General features: G+C 71.6%; 21 protein-coding genes and 1 riboswitch. Of the genes, 8 read left to right on the forward strand and 13 right to left on the reverse strand.

Features of this window, described 5'->3' with window-relative positions; all coding sequences use genetic code 11:
* Positions 1-32 precede the first annotated feature (32 nt).
* From tdh to ACFVT5_RS32820, 8 genes are all read right to left on the reverse strand, one after another.
* A complete protein-coding gene (tdh, locus tag ACFVT5_RS32785; RefSeq protein ID WP_389895666.1) occupies positions 33-1,061 on the reverse strand; it encodes an L-threonine 3-dehydrogenase in 1,029 nt (342 codons plus the stop codon).
* 143 nt (positions 1,062-1,204) lie between these two features.
* Positions 1,205-2,407, reverse strand: a complete 1,203-nt coding sequence (locus tag ACFVT5_RS32790) for a Gfo/Idh/MocA family protein (RefSeq protein WP_389895474.1) — start codon at positions 2,405-2,407, stop codon at positions 1,205-1,207.
* 151 nt (positions 2,408-2,558) lie between these two features.
* Positions 2,559-3,137, reverse strand: a complete 579-nt coding sequence (locus tag ACFVT5_RS32795; RefSeq protein ID WP_389895476.1) for a GAF domain-containing protein — start codon at positions 3,135-3,137, stop codon at positions 2,559-2,561.
* The gene (locus tag ACFVT5_RS32800; RefSeq protein WP_389895478.1) at positions 3,134-3,733 is read right to left on the reverse strand and encodes an ATP/GTP-binding protein; all 600 of its coding nucleotides are present in this window, start codon (positions 3,731-3,733) and stop codon (positions 3,134-3,136) included. The genes ACFVT5_RS32795 and ACFVT5_RS32800 overlap by 4 nt, the downstream gene beginning before the upstream one ends.
* On the reverse strand, positions 3,711-4,082 hold the full coding sequence (locus ACFVT5_RS32805) for a DUF742 domain-containing protein (protein ID WP_389895480.1): 372 nt from the start codon (positions 4,080-4,082) through the stop codon (positions 3,711-3,713). The genes ACFVT5_RS32800 and ACFVT5_RS32805 overlap by 23 nt, the downstream gene beginning before the upstream one ends.
* A gap of 2 nt (positions 4,083-4,084) precedes the next feature.
* A complete protein-coding gene (locus tag ACFVT5_RS32810) occupies positions 4,085-4,552 on the reverse strand; it encodes a roadblock/LC7 domain-containing protein (RefSeq protein WP_389895482.1) in 468 nt (155 codons plus the stop codon).
* A gap of 51 nt (positions 4,553-4,603) precedes the next feature.
* Positions 4,604-6,499, reverse strand: a complete 1,896-nt coding sequence (locus ACFVT5_RS32815; protein WP_389895485.1) for an ATP-binding protein — start codon at positions 6,497-6,499, stop codon at positions 4,604-4,606.
* A 514-nt stretch (positions 6,500-7,013) separates the two neighbouring features.
* Complete coding sequence (locus tag ACFVT5_RS32820; protein WP_389895488.1) at positions 7,014-8,243, reverse strand: MBL fold metallo-hydrolase; 1,230 nt, start codon at positions 8,241-8,243, stop codon at positions 7,014-7,016.
* A gap of 196 nt (positions 8,244-8,439) precedes the next feature.
* Between ACFVT5_RS32820 and ACFVT5_RS32825 the strand changes: the two genes are divergently transcribed.
* From ACFVT5_RS32825 to ACFVT5_RS32835, 3 genes are all read left to right on the forward strand, one after another.
* A complete protein-coding gene (locus ACFVT5_RS32825) occupies positions 8,440-8,736 on the forward strand; it encodes a hypothetical protein (protein ID WP_389895491.1) in 297 nt (98 codons plus the stop codon).
* A 101-nt stretch (positions 8,737-8,837) separates the two neighbouring features.
* Complete coding sequence (locus ACFVT5_RS32830) at positions 8,838-10,034, forward strand: Glu/Leu/Phe/Val dehydrogenase dimerization domain-containing protein (RefSeq protein WP_389895493.1); 1,197 nt, start codon at positions 8,838-8,840, stop codon at positions 10,032-10,034.
* A 37-nt stretch (positions 10,035-10,071) separates the two neighbouring features.
* On the forward strand, positions 10,072-10,704 hold the full coding sequence (locus ACFVT5_RS32835; protein ID WP_389895496.1) for a TetR/AcrR family transcriptional regulator: 633 nt from the start codon (positions 10,072-10,074) through the stop codon (positions 10,702-10,704).
* Positions 10,705-10,728: 24 nt separating this feature from the next.
* Here the strand turns inward: ACFVT5_RS32835 and ACFVT5_RS32840 are convergent, their stop codons facing one another.
* Positions 10,729-11,805: a DUF6745 domain-containing protein gene (locus ACFVT5_RS32840; RefSeq protein ID WP_389895669.1), complete on the reverse strand. Its 1,077-nt coding sequence runs from the start codon at positions 11,803-11,805 to the stop codon at positions 10,729-10,731.
* 163 nt (positions 11,806-11,968) lie between these two features.
* Positions 11,969-12,295, reverse strand: a complete 327-nt coding sequence (locus ACFVT5_RS32845; protein ID WP_389895499.1) for a hypothetical protein — start codon at positions 12,293-12,295, stop codon at positions 11,969-11,971.
* Positions 12,296-12,537: 242 nt separating this feature from the next.
* Between ACFVT5_RS32845 and ACFVT5_RS32850 the strand changes: the two genes are divergently transcribed.
* The 5 genes from ACFVT5_RS32850 to ACFVT5_RS32870 all read left to right on the forward strand — a co-directional run bounded on the left by ACFVT5_RS32850 (position 12,538) and on the right by ACFVT5_RS32870 (position 17,822).
* Positions 12,538-13,497, forward strand: a complete 960-nt coding sequence (locus ACFVT5_RS32850; RefSeq protein ID WP_389895500.1) for an STM4015 family protein — start codon at positions 12,538-12,540, stop codon at positions 13,495-13,497.
* Positions 13,498-13,500: 3 nt separating this feature from the next.
* On the forward strand, positions 13,501-14,640 hold the full coding sequence (locus ACFVT5_RS32855; protein ID WP_389895502.1) for an STM4014 family protein: 1,140 nt from the start codon (positions 13,501-13,503) through the stop codon (positions 14,638-14,640).
* 73 nt (positions 14,641-14,713) lie between these two features.
* Positions 14,714-15,526, forward strand: coding sequence for an STM4013/SEN3800 family hydrolase (locus ACFVT5_RS32860; RefSeq protein WP_389895672.1), 813 nt, complete (start codon positions 14,714-14,716; stop codon positions 15,524-15,526).
* On the forward strand, positions 15,523-16,866 hold the full coding sequence (locus ACFVT5_RS32865; RefSeq protein ID WP_389895504.1) for an STM4012 family radical SAM protein: 1,344 nt from the start codon (positions 15,523-15,525) through the stop codon (positions 16,864-16,866). The genes ACFVT5_RS32860 and ACFVT5_RS32865 overlap by 4 nt, the downstream gene beginning before the upstream one ends.
* The gene (locus tag ACFVT5_RS32870; RefSeq protein WP_389895506.1) at positions 16,863-17,822 is read left to right on the forward strand and encodes an STM4011 family radical SAM protein; all 960 of its coding nucleotides are present in this window, start codon (positions 16,863-16,865) and stop codon (positions 17,820-17,822) included. Before ACFVT5_RS32865 ends, ACFVT5_RS32870 begins: the two co-directional genes overlap by 4 nt.
* Here ACFVT5_RS32870 and ACFVT5_RS32875 read toward each other — a convergent pair.
* The 3 genes from ACFVT5_RS32875 to ACFVT5_RS32885 form a co-directional block, all read right to left on the reverse strand.
* Positions 17,772-18,563 carry an SGNH/GDSL hydrolase family protein gene (locus ACFVT5_RS32875; RefSeq protein ID WP_389895508.1) on the reverse strand — a complete coding sequence of 264 codons (792 nt, stop codon included), beginning with the start codon at positions 18,561-18,563 and terminating at the stop codon, positions 17,772-17,774. The two genes, ACFVT5_RS32870 and ACFVT5_RS32875, sit on opposite strands and share 51 nt — an antisense overlap.
* A gap of 180 nt (positions 18,564-18,743) precedes the next feature.
* The gene (locus ACFVT5_RS32880) at positions 18,744-19,691 is read right to left on the reverse strand and encodes a peptidoglycan DD-metalloendopeptidase family protein (protein WP_389895509.1); all 948 of its coding nucleotides are present in this window, start codon (positions 19,689-19,691) and stop codon (positions 18,744-18,746) included.
* Positions 19,692-19,695: 4 nt separating this feature from the next.
* A riboswitch (cyclic di-AMP (ydaO/yuaA leader) is annotated at positions 19,696-19,884 on the reverse strand.
* A 303-nt stretch (positions 19,885-20,187) separates the two neighbouring features.
* Complete coding sequence (locus tag ACFVT5_RS32885) at positions 20,188-22,308, reverse strand: alpha-galactosidase (RefSeq protein ID WP_389895511.1); 2,121 nt, start codon at positions 22,306-22,308, stop codon at positions 20,188-20,190.
* Positions 22,309-22,522 lie beyond the last annotated feature (214 nt).

Genomic DNA, 22,522 nt, shown 5'->3' on the forward strand with positions numbered 1-22,522 from the left:
CTGTACGGGGATCGCCTCGCGCGGTACGGGGATCACGCGGTCCAGTCGAGGATGATCTTGCCGCCGCGTCCGCTCGCGGCGTCCGCGAAGGCCGCCTCGTGGTCGCGGAAGTCATAGCGCCCGGTGATCACGGGAGCCAGGTCGAGGCCGCCTTCGATGAGGACGGTCATGGCGTACCAGGTCTCGAACATCTCCCGACCGTAGATGCCCTTGATGGTGATCATCGAGGTGACGATCCGGGCCCAGTCGACCGGGAACTCCTCGGCGGGCAGCCCGAGCATGGCGATCCGGCCACCGTGCGTCATGTTGGCGATCATGTCGCGCAGGGCCTCGCCGCGCCCTGACATCTCAAGGCCGATGTCGAACCCCTCGCGCAGCCCGAGCATGCGCTGTCCGTCGGCGATGGTCGCGTCGGAGACGTTCAGGGCGAGCCCGGCACCGATCTTGCGGGCCAGATCGAGGCGCTCCTCGCTGACATCGGTGACGACGACATTGCGGGCGCCGGCGTGCCGGGCGACCGCGGCGGCCATCAGCCCGATCGGCCCGGCACCGGTGATCAGGACGTCCTCGCCGACCAGCGGGAAGGACAGGGCGGTGTGCACGGCGTTGCCGAACGGGTCGAAGATCGCGGCGACATCGAGGTCGATGGGCACGCGGTGCACCCACACATTGGCGGCGGGCAGCGCCACGTACTCGGCGAACGCCCCGTCGCGGCCGACACCCAGGCCGACCGTGGCGCGGCACAGATGGCGCCGCCCCGCGAGGCAGTTGCGGCACTTTCCGCAGACCAGGTGGCCCTCACCGCTGACCCGGTCGCCGGTGGTGACGTCGGCGACGTCACGGCCGGTGGCGACGACCTCGCCGACGAACTCGTGACCGACGACGAGCGGGGTGCGGATCGCGTTGCGCGCCCAGCCGTCCCAGGCCCGGATGTGCAGATCGGTGCCGCAGATCCCGGTGCGCAGCACCTTGATGAGGACATCGCCGGGACCGATCTCCGGTTCCGGTACGTCCAGCAGCCGGAGTCCCGGCTCCGCTTTCTCCTTGACCAGCGCTTTCAAGGCCACGGCTCCCGTCGTAGACGACGGGCCGTCCCACACGCGCCCGTCGCACCGCACGCTGCCGTACGGCGGGCGCCGTGGTCCATCGAGGATTTCTTAAGCGCGGCCTCAGCTTTCCTTCAGCCCCCGCCGACCCGGGTCTGTCAGCCCCCGGCCACCCGGGTCTGGCCGCGTTCGAAGTAGGCGATCAACTCCGGGTCGAGCGGCGGGATCTCCCGGGGTGTGCCGCCGGCGCGCAGGGACTCGGTCGCGCGGACCCCGGCGGCGACGGCCATCCGGGCCGCGACGGGCGAGGTGTCCGTCCTGCCGCCCTCGCGGACGAACCGTACGAACTCGTCGATCAGCAGCGGGTCGGCGCCGCCGTGGCCGGCGTCGTCCTGCGCGTCGGGCACCGGGTACACCGCGTCGGCGTCGGCCCGGTACCCGGAGCGGCGGGCGTTCCACACCTTGACGTGTCCGCGGGGCCCGTCGCCGAAGTTCTCCAGGCGACCCGCGTCGCCGACGACGGTGTAGTTGCGCCAGTAGTCGGGGGTGAAGTGGCACTGCTGGTAGGCGGCGAGGACCCCGTTGTCGAGGCGCAGATTGACGAGGGACACGTCCTCGACGTCGATGACCGCGTTGAGGGAACGCTGTTCGGCGGGCGGCCAGTGACCGTCCTCGGTGTACCAGTCGGCGGTCTTGGGCTCGCCCGGTGCGCGCCGGTGCGGGCTGTCGCCGTACACCATCAGGTCGCCGAACGCCTGCGCCTGCCGGGTGTATCCGCCGGCCAGCCAGTGCAGGACGTCGATGTCGTGGGCGCCCTTCTGGAGCAACAGCCCTGTGGTGTACCGGCGTTCGGCGTGCCAGTCCTTGAAGTACCAGTCTCCGCCGTACCCGACGAAGTGGCGGACCCAGACGGTCTTGACCTCGCCTATCTCGCCGCGCGTGATGATGTCGCGCATCAGCCGGACCACCGGCATATGGCGCATGTTGTGCCCGACGTAGAGCCGGGTCCCCGTCTCGTACGCGGTGCGCAGGATCTCGTCGCAGCGGTCGATGCCGATGTCGAGGGGCTTCTCCACGAAGACGGGTTTCCCGGCGCGCAGCGCCTCGCACGCCAGCTCGGCGTGGGTGTGGTCGGGGGTGAGGATGACGACGGCGTCGACGTCCGGGTCGGTGAGGACCTTGCCGTGGTCCTCGACGGTCGTCACGCCGCCGAGCCGGTCGGCGGCGCGGGCGCGCATCGCGGGGTCCGGGTCGGCGACGACGCTGACGCGCGCGCCGTTGCCGGGCCGGTGGGCGGTCTCGGCGAGTGAGCCTCGCAGTCCGAATCCGAGGACGCCGATACGCAAGTCGGGTGCGGTCACAGGTGATTGCCCTTCCGGTCGGGCGGCTCGAAGCACCGGGCTCGAAGCCCCAGGCCCGTAGCGGGCCTTCCGGCTCGAAACGGGCCTTCCGGCTCGGAGTGGACCGTCCCGACTCCGAGAGGACCGTCCGACTCAGAGAGGACCGTCCGACTCAGAGCAGGCCGTCCTCCCGCCGGTGGATCTCCTCGACCAGCTCGGCCGCCATGGTCTTGATCGTCTCCAGGCCGGGCCTTCCCCACGGCCGCGGCTCGGTGTCCAGTACACACACCGTACCGAGTGCGATGCCCGTACGGTCGATCAACGGCGCACCCAGATAGGAGCGGACACCGCTCTCGTCCACGAGCGGGTTGCCCGCGAACCGCGGATAGTCGCGGACGTCCTCCAGGACCAGCGCCTTGTGGCGGACGACGACATGCGGGCAGTACCCCCGGTCGCGCGCCAGACAGCGGTCCGGCCCGCCGTCCACGGCGGGGACCGCGCCGAGCGGGACACCGCTGCGGCCCTGCGGGGTACGCAGCCCGGCGAGGAACTGCCGCTTCTCACCGATGAAGTTGACGATCCCGTACGGCGAGCCGGTCACCTCGACCAGCCGGTCGGCGAAGGCGTCGAACACGAGGTCGGGCCCGGCGCCGAGGCCGAGGGCGCGCAGCCGCCGTACCCGCTCGGGTGCCTCCCGGTCGACCGGGGTCAGCAGACCGTGCGCGGGCCGCGCCCTGGGCTCGTATCTCATGTGTGCGCTCCATGGCTCGGCGCGCGCCCCGGCGCGTGCGCGAGCAGATGCTGTACGAGCGTGAGCAGTGTCTGGATGCCGGAGCTGGAGATCCGCGCGTCGCAGCGGATGACCGGCACGCCCGGGTCGAGGTCGATGGCCGCGCGGACCTCCTCGGTGTCGTAGCGGTAGCCGCCGTCGAACTCGTTGACGGCGAGGATGAATCCGAGGCCGCGCTTCTCGAAGAAGTCGACGGCCGCGAAGCAGTCCTGAAGGCGCCGGGTGTCGGCGAGGATCACCGCGCCGAGTGCGCCCTCGGACAACTCGTCCCACATGAACCAGAACCGCTCCTGGCCGGGTGTGCCGAACAGATACAGGACGTGCTCCGGGTCAAGGGTGATCCGGCCGAAGTCCATCGCCACGGTCGTCTCGGTCTTGTTCTCGATGCCCTCCAGACTGTCGGTCCCCGTGCTGACCGTGGTGAGCAGCTCCTCGGTGCTGAGCGGCGCGATCTCGCTGACGGCGCCCACGAAGGTCGTCTTGCCGACACCGAAGCCTCCCGCGATCAGGATCTTGAGCGCTGTCGGGAAGGGGTCAGAGCTGTCGTCGTAGTCCATCGAGCACTGCCTCCAGAAGGGACCGGTCCGTGGGGTTGTGGTGGAAAGCGGGCGGTTTGGTGGTGAGCGCTCCGCAGTCGACGAGGTCGGACAGCAGCACCTTGGTGACGACGGCGGGCAGCCTCAACTGGGCCGCGACCTCCGCCACGGAGACGGGGGCCTCGCACAGCGCGAGCGCGTCGGAGTGTTCCGGCCCGAGATAGCCGAAGGGGGTCGCCCCGGTCGACATCACCTGCGACATCAGATCGAAGGCGGTCGTCGGGCGGGTACGGCCGTTGCTGACCGTGTAGGGACGGACGAGCCGGCCGGCCGCTTCGTCGAGCCAGGGCCCGTCCTTCGGCGTGACCACGCTCAATGCCTCATCGCCGTGGGTTCGACGGCGGCGGAGACCTGGGCGTGGTCGGCGACCGGCGGGGACTGCCGGGGAGCGGTCACGAGGTACGGCCGCACGCTCTTGACCAGCATCGCCATCTCGTAGCCGAGTACGGCGGCATCGGCCTCGCGTCCGGCGAGCACCGCCAGACAGGTGCCGGACCCGGCGGTGGAGACGAACAGCAGGGTGGAGTCCAACTCGACCACCACCTGCCGTACATCGCCGCCGTCGCCGAAGCGGACGCCCGCGCTGCGGCCCAGCGAGTAGAGGCCGGAGGCGAGCGCGGCCATGTGGTCGGCGCCGTCCGGATCGAGACCGTGGACGGACTTCACCAGTCCGTCGGAGGACAGCAGCACCGCGCTGCGGGTGTGCGGCACGCGCTGCACCAGGCCGCTCATCAGCCAGTCGAGATCGGATACCTGGCCGGTCGGCACGTCGCTCGCCATGGTGGATCGACTCCTTGGGGGTACGGGCTTGGGGGTACGGAGGTACGGGGGTCAGCCGGCCGGAGTGCTCCCGTCGAACCGGGTGCCGATGTCGGGGCCGAGGTTGGAAACGGGACCGGGGCCGGGGATCTGGACGGGCTCGGGTGCCGGAGCCGGAGCCGGTGCGGGTGCCGATGCCGGTGGCCGTGCGGGGTCGAGGGCGTTCTGCGCCTCGGCCAGGCCGATACCGCGCTGGAACGCGGCCATCAGGCCCGGGTCGTGACCGACGTGCTGGTCGTCGTCGGACCGGGGTCCTGGCCCTTCGCGCAGTTGTGGCGCTATGTGCTCCTGGGCCCGGCGCTTGGGCAGTTGAGGCCGGCCCATGGTGCCGCGAACCGCGCCGTTCCGGGGGACGAGGGGCGCCACGGGACGGTCGCCGGTGCCTGGTGCCAGGTCGGGGCGCGGACCTGGTGGTGCCTCGGCCGGGTTGGGGCGGGAGGTGTGGCCGCGGACGGGGAGCGGGACATGGCCGTGGGAGGTGGCGGGGGCGCTCGCGTGGGTGGTCGTCGCCGGGCCGGGCGCGGGGCCGGTCGGCCCGGTCGGGTGCCCGTGCTGACGCGGCACACCGCCGCCCGGTGGGCGGTGTCCGGGGGGCGCGGCATCGGCCTGCTGGTGCTGGGCGTGCTGCGGGTCGGTCAGGGTGCCGGCGGTGAGGGCCTCGCGGCGCGGGCGGGCCGCCGGGGGCTGTTCCTCGTCGCCGCCGAGCAGGTCCTGCGGCAGGACGAGTACGGCCTGCACTCCCCCGTAGATATTGGTCTGGAGCCGGACGACGATGCCGTGCCGGTGGGCGAGTTGGGAGACCACGAGCAGCCCGATCCGACCGTCCCGGAGCAGGCTGGCGACATTGACCTGGTCGGGGTCGGCCAGGAGGGCGTTCATCCGCTTCTGCTCGGCGACCGGCATGCCGAGCCCCCGGTCCTCGACCTCGACGGCGAGCCCGGAGGTCACCGGGTTGACGCGCAGCAGGACTTGGGTGTGCGGGGCCGAGAACACCGTGGCGTTCTCCACGAGTTCGGCCATCAGATGCACGACGTCGGCGACGGCGTGGCCGCGTACGGTGCCGTCGATCGGCGGGACAAGGCGGACCCTGGAGTACTGCTCGACCTCGGCGATAGCCGAGCGCAGTACCTCGTGCACGGAGACCGGGTTGCTCCACTGGCGGCGGGAGACGGCGCCGCCGAGCACGGCGAGGTTCTCGGCGTGGCGGCGGATCCGGGTGGCGAGATGGTCGACGTGGAAGAGGCCCTTGAGGAGTTCGGGGTCCTCGACCTCGTTCTCCAACTCGTCCAGGATCGAGATCTCGCGGTGCACCAGGGACTGGAGCCGGCGCGCGAGATTGACGAAGACCTCGACCTTCTGCTCGCTGCCCGCCTGCCCGGAGAGCTGCGCGGCCTGGGTCACGGCGGTCAGGGCCGTGTCGTGGGACTTGGCCAACTCGTGGGCCAGCACATCGAAGTCGTCGCCGTCTGCGGGGGCCGACGCCGGTGCGGGGGCGCGGCGGCGCGGGGGTGTGTCGCCTCGCCGGAGCGCTTCGACCAGGGCCCGTAGATCGGCCTGGTCGCGCGTGCTGCCCCGGCGGAGGGCGGCCAGCCGGTCGGTGACGGCGCGGGCCGCGCGGTTGGCGGCGATGGCGGCGATGACGAGTCCGGCGGCGGTGACGGCCGCGGCGCCGGTGAGGACCAGCCACACCGCGGGACCGGTGCGTACGGGGGCGGCGCGCACGGTGAACAGCACGGCGGCGCAGGCGCTGAGGGCGACGGCCACGGCGGGGAGCACCGCGATCCGGACGAGTTGCGCGCGTATATGGGTCTCGGGCAGGGGTGGCGCGGCGGTGCGGCCACCGGGCCTGCCGTGCCGTCCGCCCTCACGACGGTCTGCGCGTGCGGCCGGTGCGCGAAGGTGTGACATCAGCGTCCTTCTTGCGTCCTGAGAGGTACCCCCAGGCCCGCGGGGCCGTGAGGGAGCGTCGGGACTCCTGGAACGCGAATCGGGCATACGGCATCGCGGTGCCGGTCCGACGAAACGGCATCGCGGTGCCGTGCGGGCGGGTCGGTTCGCGATCCCTGAGCCACTCGGCGACCACTCACCGTAGTCGGGAACGCCTCATGTGCGCCGGGCAGTTGACAAACTCCCCCGAGCAAGGTCCCGCTCTGGTATGACCCTTCGCACGACTGCCCGAAACAGGACCGGCTACGCAAGTCTCCTGCGGAGGACTGACGGAGGGTCGGGGGTGGGGCACGGTGAGCGACGGGGGGAGGGTGGTTCGGAGGAGCGGCAGGCCGAGCCGGGGGCGGGTCGGGGCCTGGTTGAGGTCGGGTTAAGGCCGGTTGCGGCTGGACAGGGGCCCGGTTGGTGACTCTCCGCTTATGACGGGGGTGAGCTTGCGTCCCGCGCTCTCCCCCGCCGAACCCGCGTCCCGGCCCTACTTCCCCGCGCCCTCCGTCTCCTGTTCCGGCTCCCCCGCCCCGCCCACGGGGACCGTCTCGGCCTCCGTCACCGGGGCGGTCTCGCGCTCCGGGGCGGTCGTCGGCCAGCCGCCTTCCGGTACCGGTGCCACCGGACGCCACCACAGGTCCTGCGGGAGCGAGTCCGCCGCGGGCTCGAACGGCTCCCCCGGGCGCGGCAGGGCGATCTTCGTGGACAGCGCGCGTCCGGCGGCGACGGTGCCTTCGCCGGGGTCGGCCCAGGCGTGCGGTGCGAGATTGAACGTGCCCCAGTGGATCGGCATCATCACGCCGGACGGCAGGCCGCCCTGGAGGTCGACATGGGCCCGCATGCCCTCGGCGGGTGTCATATGGATGTCGGGCCAGTACTCGCTGTACGCCCCGATCTGGATCATCGTCGCGTCGAACGGGCCGTGCTCCGCGCCGATGTCCTGGAAGCCGGGAAAGTATCCGGTGTCCCCGCTGTGGTAGATCCGGTGCTCGTCGCCCGCGACGACCCATGACGCCCAGAGGGTGTTCTGCTGGTTGCGCAGCCCGCGTCCGCAGAAGTGCCGGGCGGGGGTCGCCGTCAGCTGAAGTCCGGCGATCTTCGTGGACTCGCCCCAGTCCAGCTCCCGCAGCCGGTCCGCCGGGACCCCCCACCGCTCCAGATGGGCCCCGACGCCGAGCGGCACCGCGAACACCATGTCCGTACCGGCCAGGGCCTTGATCGTCGGCATGTCCAGGTGGTCGTAGTGATCGTGGGAGATCACGACCGCGTCGAGCGTGCCCAGCGCGGCGAGCGGCACCGGGACGGGGTGCAGCCGCTTGGGCCCCGCGAAGGAGAACGGAGAGCACCGCTCGCCCCAGACCGGATCGAACAGCACCCGCCGCCCGTCGATTTCCGCGAGCACACTGGAATGCCCCATCCAGGTGAGCCGCAGCCCGCTCGCCGGCGCCCGGTCGAGATCGGTGAGCGTCTCCGTATACAGCGGGATGGCGCCCACGGGCGCCCGCCGGGCCCGCTCTTCCTTGCGGAAGTAGTTCTTCGCGAACTCGGTCATGGAGCCGGACGGGCGGGTCCTCGCGCCGAGCGGGTTCTGGAACGACCCGTCGGCGAAATGCGGTGATCTGCGAATACGCTCCAGCCGCTCGCCCGTCGCGTCCGCGCCGAAAGCAGCGGGCCGCAGCGCGCGAAGCCCGGAGCGCAGGGAACGGGAACCGGTCACAGTGCCTCCTGGTGAGGTCGGTCAGCTTTTCCATTATGGGCGGCCCTCCGACAACGCCGGGTCCCAGGGGTCACCACCGACGGCGCGGGGGCCGTCATGGATCAGGACGCGACGGCGCCCTCCGGGGATGTCACATCCCGGGACCTCCATCCGTCGTACAGGTGACAGCGCGCCGTACGCCCTGGAGGTGGCCCCCATGGCACGTATCTCGCTCACCCCGCCCCGCACCCTTTTCCACCGGGCGGTCGAGTGGTACTCAAAAGCGGCCGAACGACTGTGCGAACAGCTCGGCGAGCCCGCGTTCGTGGAGCTGACGGCGATGGTCGCGGTGGAGAATCTGCGCTCCGGTATGAACTCCGTGCTTGGCCTGACCAGCCAGGGTTTCAAGGACTCCTGCGAGGTGTCGCCCCCTGCCGCCCGGAAGGCTCCTGACGGCGCCGACAGCGCCACCCGCGCCGACGCCCCGGGTGGAGGCGCCCTGGAATCGCTTTGACACCGGTGTGGGCCCCTCCTGATACTGACCGGCGGTTCAGTTGAGCCGCCGGTCAGTGTCCCGAGGGGTCCGTCCGACGCACCGTCCCACGAGGAGACCGCATGCCCGTCGCGCCCACCGCTCCTGACCCCCTGATGTCGCTGACCTGGACCGATCACATCACCGGGCGTCGCGGCCACCTGGTCGTGGACCGGCTGGTCCGGGGTGTCTCCAGCGGCGGGCTGCGGATGCGGGACGGCTGCACCCTGGACGAGGTGACAGGGCTGGCGCGCGGAATGACCATGAAGGAAGTCCTCCACTACGACCCCGACGCCCGGTACGTCCCCCTCGGCGGCGCCAAGGGCGGCATCGACTGCGACCCCCGGGACCCGGAGGCGTACGGGGTACTCGTGCGCTATCTGCGCGCGATGCGCCCCTACATCGAGCAGCACTGGACCACCGGCGAGGATCTGGGCCTGACGCAGGACCTGGTGGACCGGGCGGCGGCGGACGCGGGGCTGGTGTCGTCCGTGCAGGCGGTCTATCCGCTCCTCCACGACGAGACGGCGGCCCGGCGGCGGCTGGCGGACGCCTTCGCGGTCGAGGTCGACGGGATCGGTCTGGACGAGTTGGTCGGCGGCTGCGGGGTCGCCGAAGCGGTCCTCGCAGCCCTGGACCGGGCGGGTCTGCCGTACGCGGGCACGCGTGTGTCGGTGCAGGGGCTCGGCACCATGGGCGGCGCCACCGCCCGCTTCCTCGCCCGCGCGGGCCTCGATGTCGTCGCGGTCGCGGATGTGCGAGGCACGATCGTGAATCCGGCGGGCCTCGACATCGAAGCGCTGCTGGCCGCCCGCGACGCCCACGGCACCGTCGACCGCGCGGCCCTGCGTCCCGGCGACCGCGAACTGCCGGGCCCCGCCTGGCTGGCCGTCGACGCCGACGTCCTGGTGCCCGCCGCCGTGTCGTACGTCATCGACGCCACCAACCAGCACCACATCAGGGCCCGATGGATCGTCGAGGCCGCCAACATGCCGGTCCTGCCGGGCGCGGAGGAGCTTCTCACCGCGCGTGGGATCACCGTCCTGCCCGATGTCGTCGTCAACTCCGGTACGAACGCCTGGTGGTGGTGGACCCTCTTCGGCGACATCGGTGCCGACGCCGACGAGGCGTTCGCCCACACGCGGCGCGCGATGCGGGTGCTGATCGACCTGATGCTCACGCGCGCCGAGGCGGACGACACAACCCCACGCGCCGCCGCCCACGCCATCGTGGCGGACCGGCTTCCGGTGATCGCGGAACGCTTCGGCTGGTACCGGTGACGGCGCCGTTCCATGACGAACTTCCAGGGTGGCCCGGGTGGCGAGAGTGCGGTTGAGCGTGGCCGAGCGGCGCGAGGAGCTGCTGTGCGCCGCCATCGAACAGATCAAGGCGCGAGGTGTGGCCGCCGTCCGCATCGCCGATGTCGCCGCCGCCCAGGGCGTGAGCAACGCCCTGGTGCTGTACCACTTCGGCTCCAAGGAGAATCTGGTCGCCGCCGCCTTCACGTATGCCGCCGAAGGCGACCTGGCCCATCTGCGCCGAATCCTGGGCCGCCGCACATCGGCCCTACGGAGGCTGCGCGCCGCCGTCCGCTGGTACGCCCCCACGGGTCCGGCCAAGGGCTGGCGCCTGTGGATCGAGGGCTGGGCGGTGTCCCTGCGCGAACCGGCCCTGCGCGAGCTGACCCGCGACCTCGACCTGCGGTGGAAGGCCGCTCTGGCCGAGGTCATCGCCGAGGGTGTGGCCGCGGACGAGTTCACCTGCCCCGACCCCACGGCCGCCGCACTGCGCCTGACCGCCCTCCTCGACGGACTCGCGGTACAGATGACGGCCTACACCGGCAGCGTGTCCCGGGCCCGCGCGCAGGAGTGGGTCGATGACGCCCTCGCGCACGAACTCGGCCTGAAGCGCGAGGCGTTGACCGCGCCGGGGGCGGCGTACAGGGGGTAACGACCGTACGGGCCACCGGTCATGTCATGTCTGGCGCTCCGGCTCGTACACCTCGGCCGTGAGTCCGAAGGTCCAGGCGACACCCTCCTTGGCCGTGCTCGTCGTCGGCGGTACCCGGAGCCAGTACGTACGGCTCGTGCCGTCGGGCTCCGGTGTCGAGTTGATCACCTCGACCATCACCACGTCCTCGTCGCCGGGCAGGGCGATGCGCCAGAGCACCCCGGTCTCGTCCCGGTGCACCGGGACGGCGCCCGACTCGGTGAGATACCGGTCGTACCCGAAGTGCTCCAGCATCACGCGGCGCAGCTCGGCGTTCTCCTCCTGGCGGATGCGCTCCGGGGTGAGCGCCGACAGTTCCTTGAGGAAGTCGCCGGGCACCGGCATCCCGCGCCACGCGTACAGGGCGAAGCCGTCGGGGAAGGCGAGCGCGGGGCCGTCCGCGTGGTCGAGGCGGCCCGCTTCGTCGCGGTGCAGCTCGGTCGGGCGCTCACAGACGACGGCGACCCGCTCGAACGGCCACCACCAGCCCGCCGACCGCGCCACCGCGGCGAGTCCGTCGAGCGGGCTGCCGTCGGCGGTGTCGAACGCGCAGAGCCAGGCCGCGTCGTGCTGGCCGAGCACCGCGTCCAGCAGGATCAGGCGCAGCCGCGACTCCGTCATGGGGGTGCCCTGCGCGTCGACGAGCGGATCGCCGGGCGGGTTCTCGGCGGCGCGCCTGCCGGTGCGGACCGCCATCTCCTCGATCAGGCCCGCCCGCAGGCGCTCGGCCAACGCCTGCACCGAGTCCCAGAGCTGACCTCCCGTCGCACCCCAGTGGGCCGCCCAGCCGACCGGGCCCAACTCCGTGTGCAGACGCTGCCGTTCGGCGGCCCAGGGGCGGCTTCTGATCTCGTCCCGCACACTGCGGCCCGGCGCGCCTCCCAGGGCCTCCGGTCCACCGACGACCAGGCGGACGGCCTCGCGCGGGGACCCGGCCCAGACGATCCGCTCCGGTTCGGGAAGGCCCGCGCGACGGTACGCCAGCCGCACACCGGCCTCGGCCACGGAGCGCTCGGCCGGCCGGGTCACCACCGCGACCTCCCGCCAGCCCGAGCCCGTCATGTCCCCTGCCTCAGTCACGTCCGCCGCGCCCACCCCGTCCTCCGTCCCCGTCACATCCGCCCTGCCCGCCATGTCCGCCGTCCCCGCCATGTCCCCGTGCCCCACCGTCTCCGTACGCACTGTCATCTCCCTTGCCCCACCGGTCCGTTCGCCGCCACCGGCCTCAGTCGGCGACGATCCGTACCGACCCCGGTATGTACTCCCGCTGGCGCACCACCCGGTACCAGCCCTTCGGCAGCGGGATCGCCGCGTGCTCCTCGTGCACCACCCGCCCGCCGTCCGGCAGATGGAGCAGGAACGGTCCGAACGGGCCCGGCTCCCGTACGAGTCGGCCCGGTCCGACCACCGCGTGGGCATGGCCCGTCACTTCGCCGAGGGCGAGGATCAGCCTGCCCCGGGCATCCCTCGGCTCCTGCGGCGCGTCGGCCGCATGCGCCGGAACCGCCGACTCCGCGACCGGCACGATGAGGACATCTCCCTGTCGGAACATGGCTCTCCCCTCCCCGGGCCGTCACACGGTGCGACGGCCACGAGATCGACAGTAGGCGGAGGGTCTGACAATCGAGCCCGCCTCGCCCACCCCACCGGAGCCCGCACCGCCCGCCCCACAAGTTCCGTACGCCTGCCGTCCTCCCACCACACCCACCCGTCCCACCGGGTTGTCAGTCCGGCTTGGTACAACTTCAGGCACATCAGCCCGACCGTCGTCCTCGTGTGTCAGGAGCAGCAGGCATGGCCATCTCGCAGCGCCTTCAGGAGCTTTACGGTTTGCCCGCGTTCGACTTTCCGGAAGCGGGCAGGGAGCTGAAGCGGAAGCTGCCCGATCCGGATGCGGTGGCCTGGCGTGTGGAGGTCGACTCGTACGACAGCGACGAGGCGTGGGAGGGCGCGTTCGCGCGCTTCCTCGACATGGTGGACACCACCGAGGTGCGGGCGCTGATCGTCGGCGCCTGGAGCGACGCCTACGACTCGGGTCCCGACGCGATCATCGCGGCCCTGCTCGCGGCCCGTGACCGGCTGCCGGGGCTGCGGGCGCTGTTTCTCGGCGACATCACGTCCGAGCAGTGCGAGATCTCGTGGATCCACCAGGGCGCGGTCACTCCGCTGCTCGAAGGCTTCCCGCAACTGCACGAGTTCGCGGTGCGCGGCGGCACCGACTTGGTGTTCGACCCGCTGCGGCACGAGCAGTTGCGCTCGCTGACCGTGGAGACCGGTGGGCTGCCCGTCGCCGTGGTGCGTGGCATCGGCGCGAGCGACCTGCCCGCCCTTGAGCACCTGGACATCTGGCTGGGCACGTCCTGGTACGGCGCGGACAGCGAGGTGTCCGACCTGGCGCCGATCCTTTCCGGCGCGCGGCTGCCCAGCCTGAAGCGGCTCGCGCTGTGCAACAGCGACATCCAGGACGAGATCGCGGTCGCGGTCGCGGCGGCCCCGGTCGTCGCGCGCCTGGAGCGGCTCGACCTGTCGATGGGCACGATCGGAGACGTGGGCGCGGCGGCACTGCTGTCCGGCCAGCCGCTGACCCACCTCACGTCCCTTGACCTGAACCACAACTACCTCTCCGACGCGATGCGCGAACGGCTCCGGCAGGCCCTGGAGCCGGCGGGTGTCGAACTGGACCTGGACGGGTCCGACGCCGATGAGGACGAGGACGAGGACGGCGTTCAGCGCTACACGGCAGTGGGGGAGTAGCCGATGCCTGGGGAGTCGGTCCGCTTCGTGGTCGTCGGCAATCCCGCCGACCGCCGGGTCACGTTCTTCCGGGACGCGGTGCGTGCCGCCGGGCTGCCTCCCGCGCGCGTACTGCCGTGGGTGGACGTCCTGCGCGGGGGTGCCGTGTTCCGGCCGGGCGAGACCGTGCGGATCGACTCGCCGGGCGAGGACCCCGAGGTCGACGCGATCCTGCGGGGCACCGGTGATCCCGCGCGCGTGGAGGGCACATCCCGCTGGTACGAGCGGTTCACGGAAGCGGTTCGGGACGTCGCGGACGCGGCGGCCCTGCGTGGATGCCGACTGCTCGACGGTCCTCACGACCTGGCGGCACTGTTCGACAAGCGGCTGTGTCACGGCGTGCTGAGCCGCGCCGGGGTCACGGTGCCGCCGTCGCCGACGTCCGGGGCCGGCGCGGCGGTGCGGGGCTGGGACGACGTACGGGACCTGATGGCGGAGCACCGGATGCCGCGGGCCTTCGTGAAGCTGGCGCACGGTTCGTCCGCGTCGGGTGTGCTGGCCGTCGAGACGGCGGGGCTCGGCCGGGTCCGGGCCACCACGTCGGTCGAGCTGACGGACAGTGGACTGTTCAACTCGTTGAAGGTGCGCCGCTACACGACCGAGCGAGAGGTCGCCGCGCTGGTGGACGCGCTCGCGCCCGACGGGCTGCACATCGAGCGCTGGCTGCCGAAGGCGTCGCTCCACGCGCGCGTGGCGGACCTGCGGGTCGTGGTCGTCGCCGGCCGGGCCACCCACGCGCTCGTCCGTACCAGCCGCTCCCCCATGACCAATCTGCATCTCGGCGGCGCCCGGGGCGATCTCACGCTCGCGCGGGCCGCCGTCGAGCGGGCGGGCGGCGACTGGGCCGACGCGCTGGGCCTGTGCGAGCGGGCCGCCGGATGTTTCCCGGACACGCTCTGTGTGGGGGTTGACCTGCTGCCGGGCATCGGCTGGCGCAACTTCGCGGTCGGCGAGGTCAACGCCTTCGGCGATCTGCTGCCCGGCCTCACCGGTCTGAAGGGTGGCGGAGCCGAGGACCTGGACACCTACGCGGCGCAGGTGGCGGCCGTCCACCGGGCTCCGGCACCCGACCGGCGGGAGGAGAACGACCGTGCGACCGTCTGAACCGGCGGGAAGCCCCCACCTGCCGGGAAGTCCGCACCCACCGGGACACCCCGACCCGGCCGACATCCCCGACATGAACGAGGTCGTGGGCCGTGACGACCTCCTCTTCGTCACGCTCGACACCCTGCGGTACGACATCGCCGCCGATCTCGCCGCGTCCGGACGGCTGCCGCATCTGGCGCGGTATCTGCCGGGCGGTGTCTGGGAGAAGCGGCACGCGCCGGGCAGCTTCACCTATGCCTCGCACCAGGCGATGTTCGCCGGTTTTCTGCCGACGCCCGCCGAACCCGGCCCGCATCCCCGGCTGTTCGCCGCCCGGTTCGCGGGCAGTGAGACGACGGCGGGGCGTACGTTCGTGTACGAGACCCCGGATCTGGTCTCCGGTCTCGCCGACGCGGGCTATCGCACCGTGTGCGTCGGAGGCGTCGGGTTCTTCAACAAACAGGGCGCGCTCGGCGACGTCCTGCCGGGCCTGTTCCAGGAGAGCCACTGGGAGCCGGAGTTCGGCGTCGCGTCACCCACGTCCTTCGAGGCACAGGTCACGCGCGCGGAGAAGGTCATCGCGGAACTGCCGCCCGAACAGCGCCTGTTCCTGTTCGTGAACGTGTCCGCGCTGCATCAGCCCAACTGGTTCCACCTCCCGGGCGCCACGCGTGAGGCGGGCGACAGCCCCGCGACGCACGCCGCCGCCCTGGAGTACGTCGACCGGCACATCGGGCGGCTGCTTGCCGCGATGAGCGGGCGGCGCCGCTGCTTCGTGATCGTCTGCTCCGATCACGGCACGGCGTACGGGGACGACGGATTCACCGGTCACCGGCTCGGCCACGAGGTGGTCTGGACAGTGCCGTACGCCCACTTCTTCGTCGACCCGACCGAGGCGCCATGAGTACCGACCGGACCAACACACCGGCCCCACGCCCGTACCAGAGCTACGTGTACGCGTACCCGCACAAGACGTCGTACCGCCCGCTGCCCGACCGGCCCGCGCTGCGCGACCTGTGGCGGGGCGAGCCCAAAAGCGCGCTCTCGCTGTACGCGCACATACCGTTCTGCGAGGTGCGCTGCGGGTTCTGCAATCTGTTCACGCGGATCGGCGCCCCGGACGAGCTGACCACGCGGTATCTCGACGCGCTGGACCGCCAGGCGACCGCCGTACGCGAGGCGTTGGGCGACGACGAGCCGGTCCGGTTCGCGACGGCCGCCTTCGGCGGGGGCACACCGACGTTCCTGACGGCGGACGAGCTGAACCGGCTCTGCGACATCGCCGAGAAGCGGACGGGGGTCGACCTGCGCGCGGTGCCGTTGTCCGTGGAGGCGTCCCCCGCGACCGCGACGCCGGACCGGCTGGCCGTCCTAGCCGAGCGGGGCGCGACACGGCTCAGCCTCGGTGTGCAGAGCTTCGTGGACGAGGAGGCGAAGGCGGCCGTACGACCGCAGCGGCGGGCCGACGTCGAGGCGGCGCTCGGGCACATCAGGGAGGCGGGCATCCCGGTCCTCAACATCGATCTGATCTACGGAATCGACGGGCAGACCGAGGCGTCCTGGCGGACGTCGCTGGACGCGGCGCTCGCGTGGCGGCCCGAGGAGCTGTATCTGTATCCGCTGTACGTACGGCCGTTGACGGGTCTGGACGGGCGGACGCCGCTCGGGGACCGCGCGTGGGACGAGCAGCGGCTGCGGCTGTACCGGCAGGGCCGCGACCATCTCCGCGCGCGGGGCTACGAGCAGGTGTCGATGCGGATGTTCCGCCGCGCGGACGCTCCCCCGCAGGGCCCCGAAGACTACGCGTGCCAGACGGACGGCATGATCGGCCTGGGCTGCGGCGCCCGTTCGTACACGTCGACGCTGCACTACTCCTTCGACTACGCCGTGCACGCGCGCGAGGTCCGCTCGATCATCGACGCCTACACGGCCACGGAGGACTTCGCCCACGCGGCGCACGGGCGACGCGTGGACGCGGACGAGGCGCGGCGGCGCCATCTCCTCCAGTCGCTGCTCCAGGCGGACGGGCTGGACCGGGCCGAGTACCGGGAGCGGTTCGGGGGCGATCCGGAGCGCGACTTCGCGGCCGAGTGCGCGCGGTTCACCGCGCGCGGGTGGCTCGACGGCACGGCGGACGACCGGCTGCGGCTGTCGCCCGAGGGCCTCGCCCACTCCGACGCGCTGGGCCCGGAGTTGTTCTCGCCCGCCGTGCGCGCCGCGATGGCCGCGTACGAGGTGCGATGAGCGCCGGGGTGAGCGAGGCGGGCGGGGTGAGCGAGGTGGGCGGCACGGATCTCACGGTGCTGTACCGGGGCCCGCTGGCGTCCTGCGACTACGACTGTCCGTACTGCCCGTTCGCCAAGCGGCGTGACAGTACGGACCAGTTGCGGGCCGATCGAGCCGCGCTCGCCCGGTTCTCGCGGTGGGCCGGGCAGCGGGTGGACGGCCGGCTGTCCGTGCTGTTCACGCCCTGGGGCGAGGGCCTGGTCCGGTCCTGGTACCGGCGCGCCCTGGTCGAGCTGTCGCACCTGCCGCATATCGACCGGGTCGCGATCCAGACGAATCTGAGCTGCCGTACGGACTGGCTGGCGGAGGCCGACCTGGACACGGTCGCCCTGTGGTGCACCTACCACCCGGGGCAGACACCGTACGACCGGTTCCTCGCGAAGTGCGGTGAACTGGCCGACCGGGGCGTGCGGTTCAGCGTCGGCGTCGTCGGCCTTCCGGAGCATCTGGAGCACGCCCGGCGGCTGCGCGCGGCGCTGCCCGCGCACGTGTACCTGTGGATCAACGCGGCCGAAGGCCACACGTACACCGACGCGGAGGCCGAGCGGTGGACGACGCTCGACCCGCTGTTCCCGTACAGCCGCCACCCGCACCGCAGCGCGGGCCTGCCGTGTCGTACCGGCTCGTCGGTGATCTCCGTGGACGGCGAGGGCACCGTGCGGCGCTGCCACTTCGTCCCGGCCGAACTGGGGAACCTGTACGACGGTTCGTACCGCGCGGCGCTCGGCCCGCGCCCCTGTCCCCGTACGGCGTGCGACTGCCACATCGGGTACGTCCATCTGGAGACCCTGCCGCTGTACGACGTGTTCGCCGGGGGCGTCCTGGAACGCGTACCGGCGAACACGGTCGTGCCGCCGGGCGGTTCAGAGGGGCAGCAGGTCCGGACGCTTGGCCTCCATGTGGTCACCCGATGACTCGCCTCGCAGCCGCCGCCCGATCCACGGCACCAGATACTCACGGGCCCAGTGGATGTCGTCGCGCCGTACTTCGAGGGTGCCGCGCGGCGGTAGCGGCGGCCACGGCTGGTCGGGGTCGGCGGGCACGTCGACGCCGAGGACCTGTCCGGCGCGCAGCGCGACCCGGGTGTGCCCCTCGGGCGAGAGATGCAGCCGGTCGTCGTCCCAGGCCCGCCGGTCCTGCACGGTCCGCAGCGACCAGAGGTCGAGCACCGGACAGCCGTAGCGGTCGGCGACCGCGCGGACATGTCCGTTGTACGTGGCGATCTTCCCGCGCAAATGCTTGAGCAGGGGCACACCGCGGGTGTCGAAGCCGGTGGTCACCACGACGGTGCCGACGGCGTTCGCGAGGTCGGCGACGGCGCTTTCGAACCGCTCGGCGACCTCGTCGGGGTCGGTGCCCGGCCGGATGATGTCGTTGCCGCCCGCGGCGAAGGTCACGAGGTCGGGCGCCAGCTTCTTGGCGCGCGGTACCTGGTCCGCGACGATCTGGTCGAGGAGCTTTCCGCGGACGGCGAGATTGGCGTACCGGAAGGTGTGTTCGGGGAGTCGGTCGTCGAGAAGGACGGCGAGCCGGTCGGCCCACCCCACGAAGCCTCCGTCGGGCCCGGGGTCCCCGACCCCCTCGGTGAAGCTGTCGCCGACCGCTGCGTAGGACCTGATCGCGTCTCTGATGAAGGTTGTCGACTCTGCTGCCACAACGCCCCATCTTTCACCGGCGCGAGTGAGCTACGCCACCGTAATAAAGCCATCCCAGGGGTTGACGAAGCGTGAGAAAGACCACCGGTCAAGATTCGGCCAACCCGGAATACGCGGAAGGGTCGCATCCGCCGATGCGACCCTTCCGTGAATCCGACCGATCGAGTGGATCGAGTTCGGTCAGACGCTGACTCCGTGCGCCCGCAGATACGCCAGCGGGTCCACGTCGGATCCGTAGTCGGGCGAGGTGCGGATCTCGAAGTGCAGGTGCGGTCCGGTGACATTGCCGGTCGCGCCCGAGAGTCCGAGCTGCTGGCCGCCGGTCACGGTCTGCCCGGCCGAGACGGACAGCTGGGAGAGGTGGGCGTACTGCGAGTACTGGCCGTCGCTGTGCTGGACGACGACCTGGTTGCCGTACGCGCCGCCCCAGCCCGCCGAGACGACGGTGCCCGGACCGACGGACTTGATGGTGGTGCCGGTCGGGACGACGAAGTCGACACCGGTGTGGTAGCCGCTGGACCACATGCTGCCGGACTGGTGGTACGGCGTACCGACGGCGCCGCCGTCGACGGGCAGCGTGTACCCCGAGGCATTGCTGTCGGCGGCGTTGGTGGTCGCGCCCTGGTCGGCCGGGGCCGCGGTGTCGGCGGACGACGAGGAAGGCGCCGGCTCGGTGGACGGCGCCGCGGTGTCGTCCGACGAGGAGGACGAGGACGACGGGTCGGCCGGAGCGTCCGCGGCCTTGCCACCGATGGTCAGCTTCAGACCGGGGTGAATCAGGCTCGGGTTGTCGCCCACGGCCTCCCGGTTGTCCTCGTAGAGCTTGTGCCAGCCGCCGCTGACGCTCTGCTCCTGCGCGATCTTCGAGAGATAGTCGCCGGACTTCACGGCGTACGTCCTGACCGTGGCCGTCTTGGCGGACTTCGCCGCTTCGGCCTTCTTGACGGCGGCCTGGTCGAGGGCGACGGACTTCTCGGCGGCCACGGGTGCGGCCTGCCCGGGAGCCGCGTGGGCGCCGGTGGCGCCGATCAACGGCAGTGCGAGCGCGGCGCCACCGGTGCCGGCGACGGCGATTCCACGGGTGAGGCGCTGGGCCTTGGGACGACGGTGCTTACCCTTCGCGGGCATGACGAATTCCTCTCCGGCGCCTACGAGGTGAGCTGTCGGGTTCGGGCTGGAGATGCCCGGTCGCGCTTTCACGCGACTTCACCCCGAGCCGCTCCGGTCTCCCGATAGGGGTTCCGGATTCGGCGTACTACCTGTGGATCCCCCGCTCCTGCCAATTTCGGGTGGGTGTCCGGATTCCGGGCGGCGGCAGGATTAGGCGTCCGTCCGGATGGAGCTGGACGCTAAGCGAGCAGGAATGCCGCAGACAAGCAGAGAATTCGCAAACGCATTCCGCTTCTTGATCCTTGGTGAATTTCCCGGTCACCCTGCGTCGATGAAGGACCTTCCGGAGTACCGCAATTCCCTTGGAGCGCACGGAACATGGCCCGAGCATGATCGCCACCCACCGTCACGGATATGATCCTGCTCACTGACGCCGCCGCCATAGCGCCTTATTCCGGTTATTTCAGGGCTAGTTGGACCAGTGGCCCAGAATCCCATCAAACGCGCAATTCGGTCAGATGCGGCGTAGCCGGATGACTGTCGCGTCCAGATCGCCGCGTAGTCCGGTGCGCAGCCCGTGGTGCAGCAGGACCGCGCCTCGGTGCACGGTCCCGGTCTCCCGGCACTCGTAGGAGGCCAAGGCGTCCAGGCCGCTCAGTCGCACCGGGGCCGTCGCTTCCCCGTACTGCTGGGCCGGCAGCCAGGCGAGCACGACGACATCGTCACCGAGCACGTACTGGATCGCGCTCGGCCCGCCGGTCACCCCCTCCGGGGCCCGCAGCCGGTAGAGGTCTCCGCGCTGGACCACCGGCCTGATCTCCTTGTAGAGATCCACCCAGGTCCGCGCCTCGGCCAGTTCCTCACCGCTCCACTCCGTGAGGTCACCGCCGAGGCCGAGCACTCCGGCCATGGCGCTGACGAACCGGAAGCGGAGCGAGCTGACCCGGTCGTTGAGCTGCGTGTTCGGGCTGTCCGTGACCCAGGCCGCCATCACCCGTGCCGGATGCAGCTGGCTGAAGCCGTGCTGGATCGCGAGCCGGTCCAACGGGTCGGTGTTGTCCGAGGTCCACACCTGGTCGGTGCGCGCCATGATCCCCAGGTCGACCCGTGCGCCGCCGCCGGAGCAGGACTCGAAGGCGACACCGGGATGGGCATCGCGCAGCCGGTCCAACAGGGCGTACAGGGCGCGTACATGGGCGTTCCAGAGCTTCTGCGGGTAGGGCTCGCCCGGCCAGCCCGCGTCGGTGAAACAGCGGTTGAAGTCCCATTTCACATAGTCGATCGGGGCACTGTTCAGCAGCGCGTCGAGCCGCTCCCAGAGATACGCCTGGACGTCCTCACGGGCGAGATTGAGGATGAGCTGATTGCGGAATTCCGTCCTGGTACGTCCCGGAAAGTGCTGCACCCAGTCGGGGTGCGCCCGGTACAGCTCCGAGTCGGGGTTCACCATCTCGGGCTCGACCCAGATCCCGAACCGCATGCCCAGCGTGTGCACGTCGTCGGCGAGCGGCTTCAGCCCGGACGGGAAGCGGTCGGGGTTGGGGGTCCAGTCGCCGAGCCCGGCCCGGTCGCTGGTGCGGGACCCGAACCAGCCGTCGTCGACCACGAACAGCTCCACGCCCACCTCGGCGGCCCGCCGGGCGAGGGCGCGCTGCTGCTCCTCGGAGATACCGAAGCCGGTGGCCTCCCAGGAGTTGTAGAGCACCGGACGGTCCCGGTCCGCTTCCGGCACGACGTACGCGCGCTGGTAGGCGTGCCAGGCGCGGCTCGCGCCGCCGAATCCGCCGCCGCTCCACAGCCCGGCGAAGACAGGTGTGGTGAGCGTGGCGCCGGGCGCGAGCAGGTCCTGTCCCGCGTCGTCGTGTCCGGTGCCGCCGGTGATCTGGACGGCGCCGTCGGGCAACTCGTGCACGGCGATCCGCCAGGACCCGGACCAGGCGAGTGCGCAGCCGTAGACCTCGCCCCGCTCCTCGGTCGCCTCGCCGTCGGCGTCGAGCGCGACCCAGGGCAGATGCTGATGCCCGGTGTGCCCGCGCCGACTGCCGATGACCCGCTCCCCGTACGTCAGCTCGGAGCGCGTAAGCCGGGACTCGGCGGCCCACCGCCCGTGCAACTGCGAGAGCCGCCAGCGGTCGCGCCGGGGCAGGGTCCAGGTCGCGGAGTCGGCGCGCAGCACCTCCAGGGCGGGCGCGTCGGCGGGGCCTTCGTGGGCCAGGACGGCGGAACGCTCGACCACGTCGCCGCGCATGCCGTACCGGAGCGTGAGCAGCAGCCCGACCACCTCGTCACGGAACCGCACCTCCAGCAGGTCGCCTTCGACGGACGCGTCCCGGTAGCGCCATTCGGTGCCGCGGATCTGGTCGGTGCCGTGGGGCTGCTCGGTACGGAGGGACAGGGCGGGGCGTACGAAGCGGGGGCCGCCCTCGACGGGGTACTCCTCGCGCCCGTCGAGCGGGGCCTCGAAGGGGCGCGGGGCGGGCGGCGGTTCGGCGGCCAGGGACTCGGCGTCGGCGAGGGTGATCCGGGGGCCCCAGTGCAGATGCAGCAGGGCGTCGTCGTCCGCGACGCGGAGCGCGTAACTGCTCGTGGGCCCCGAAAGGAGCCAGGTCCGCCCGTCAGCACCGATCTCGATCATCAAACCCCCACAGATCCGAACAGGCACGCTCAGGTACGCACATCATCAAGGGCGGTCCGGGTCCGGGGCAACGCCCCTGCGGCGAGACGTTCACCTCGGCCACAGGGGGTGTCCCGGCAGGGTCGTCCCGGAGATGATTGCCCCAGGAATCCATGTCGTAGGGTCGAGAGCGCGCCACGCCGATGAGCGGCGTAGGCGGCCGACTGGGAGGAGC

The organism is Streptomyces sp. NPDC058001, from assembly GCF_042886315.1.
Classification (GTDB): Bacteria; Actinomycetota; Actinomycetes; order Streptomycetales; family Streptomycetaceae; genus Streptomyces.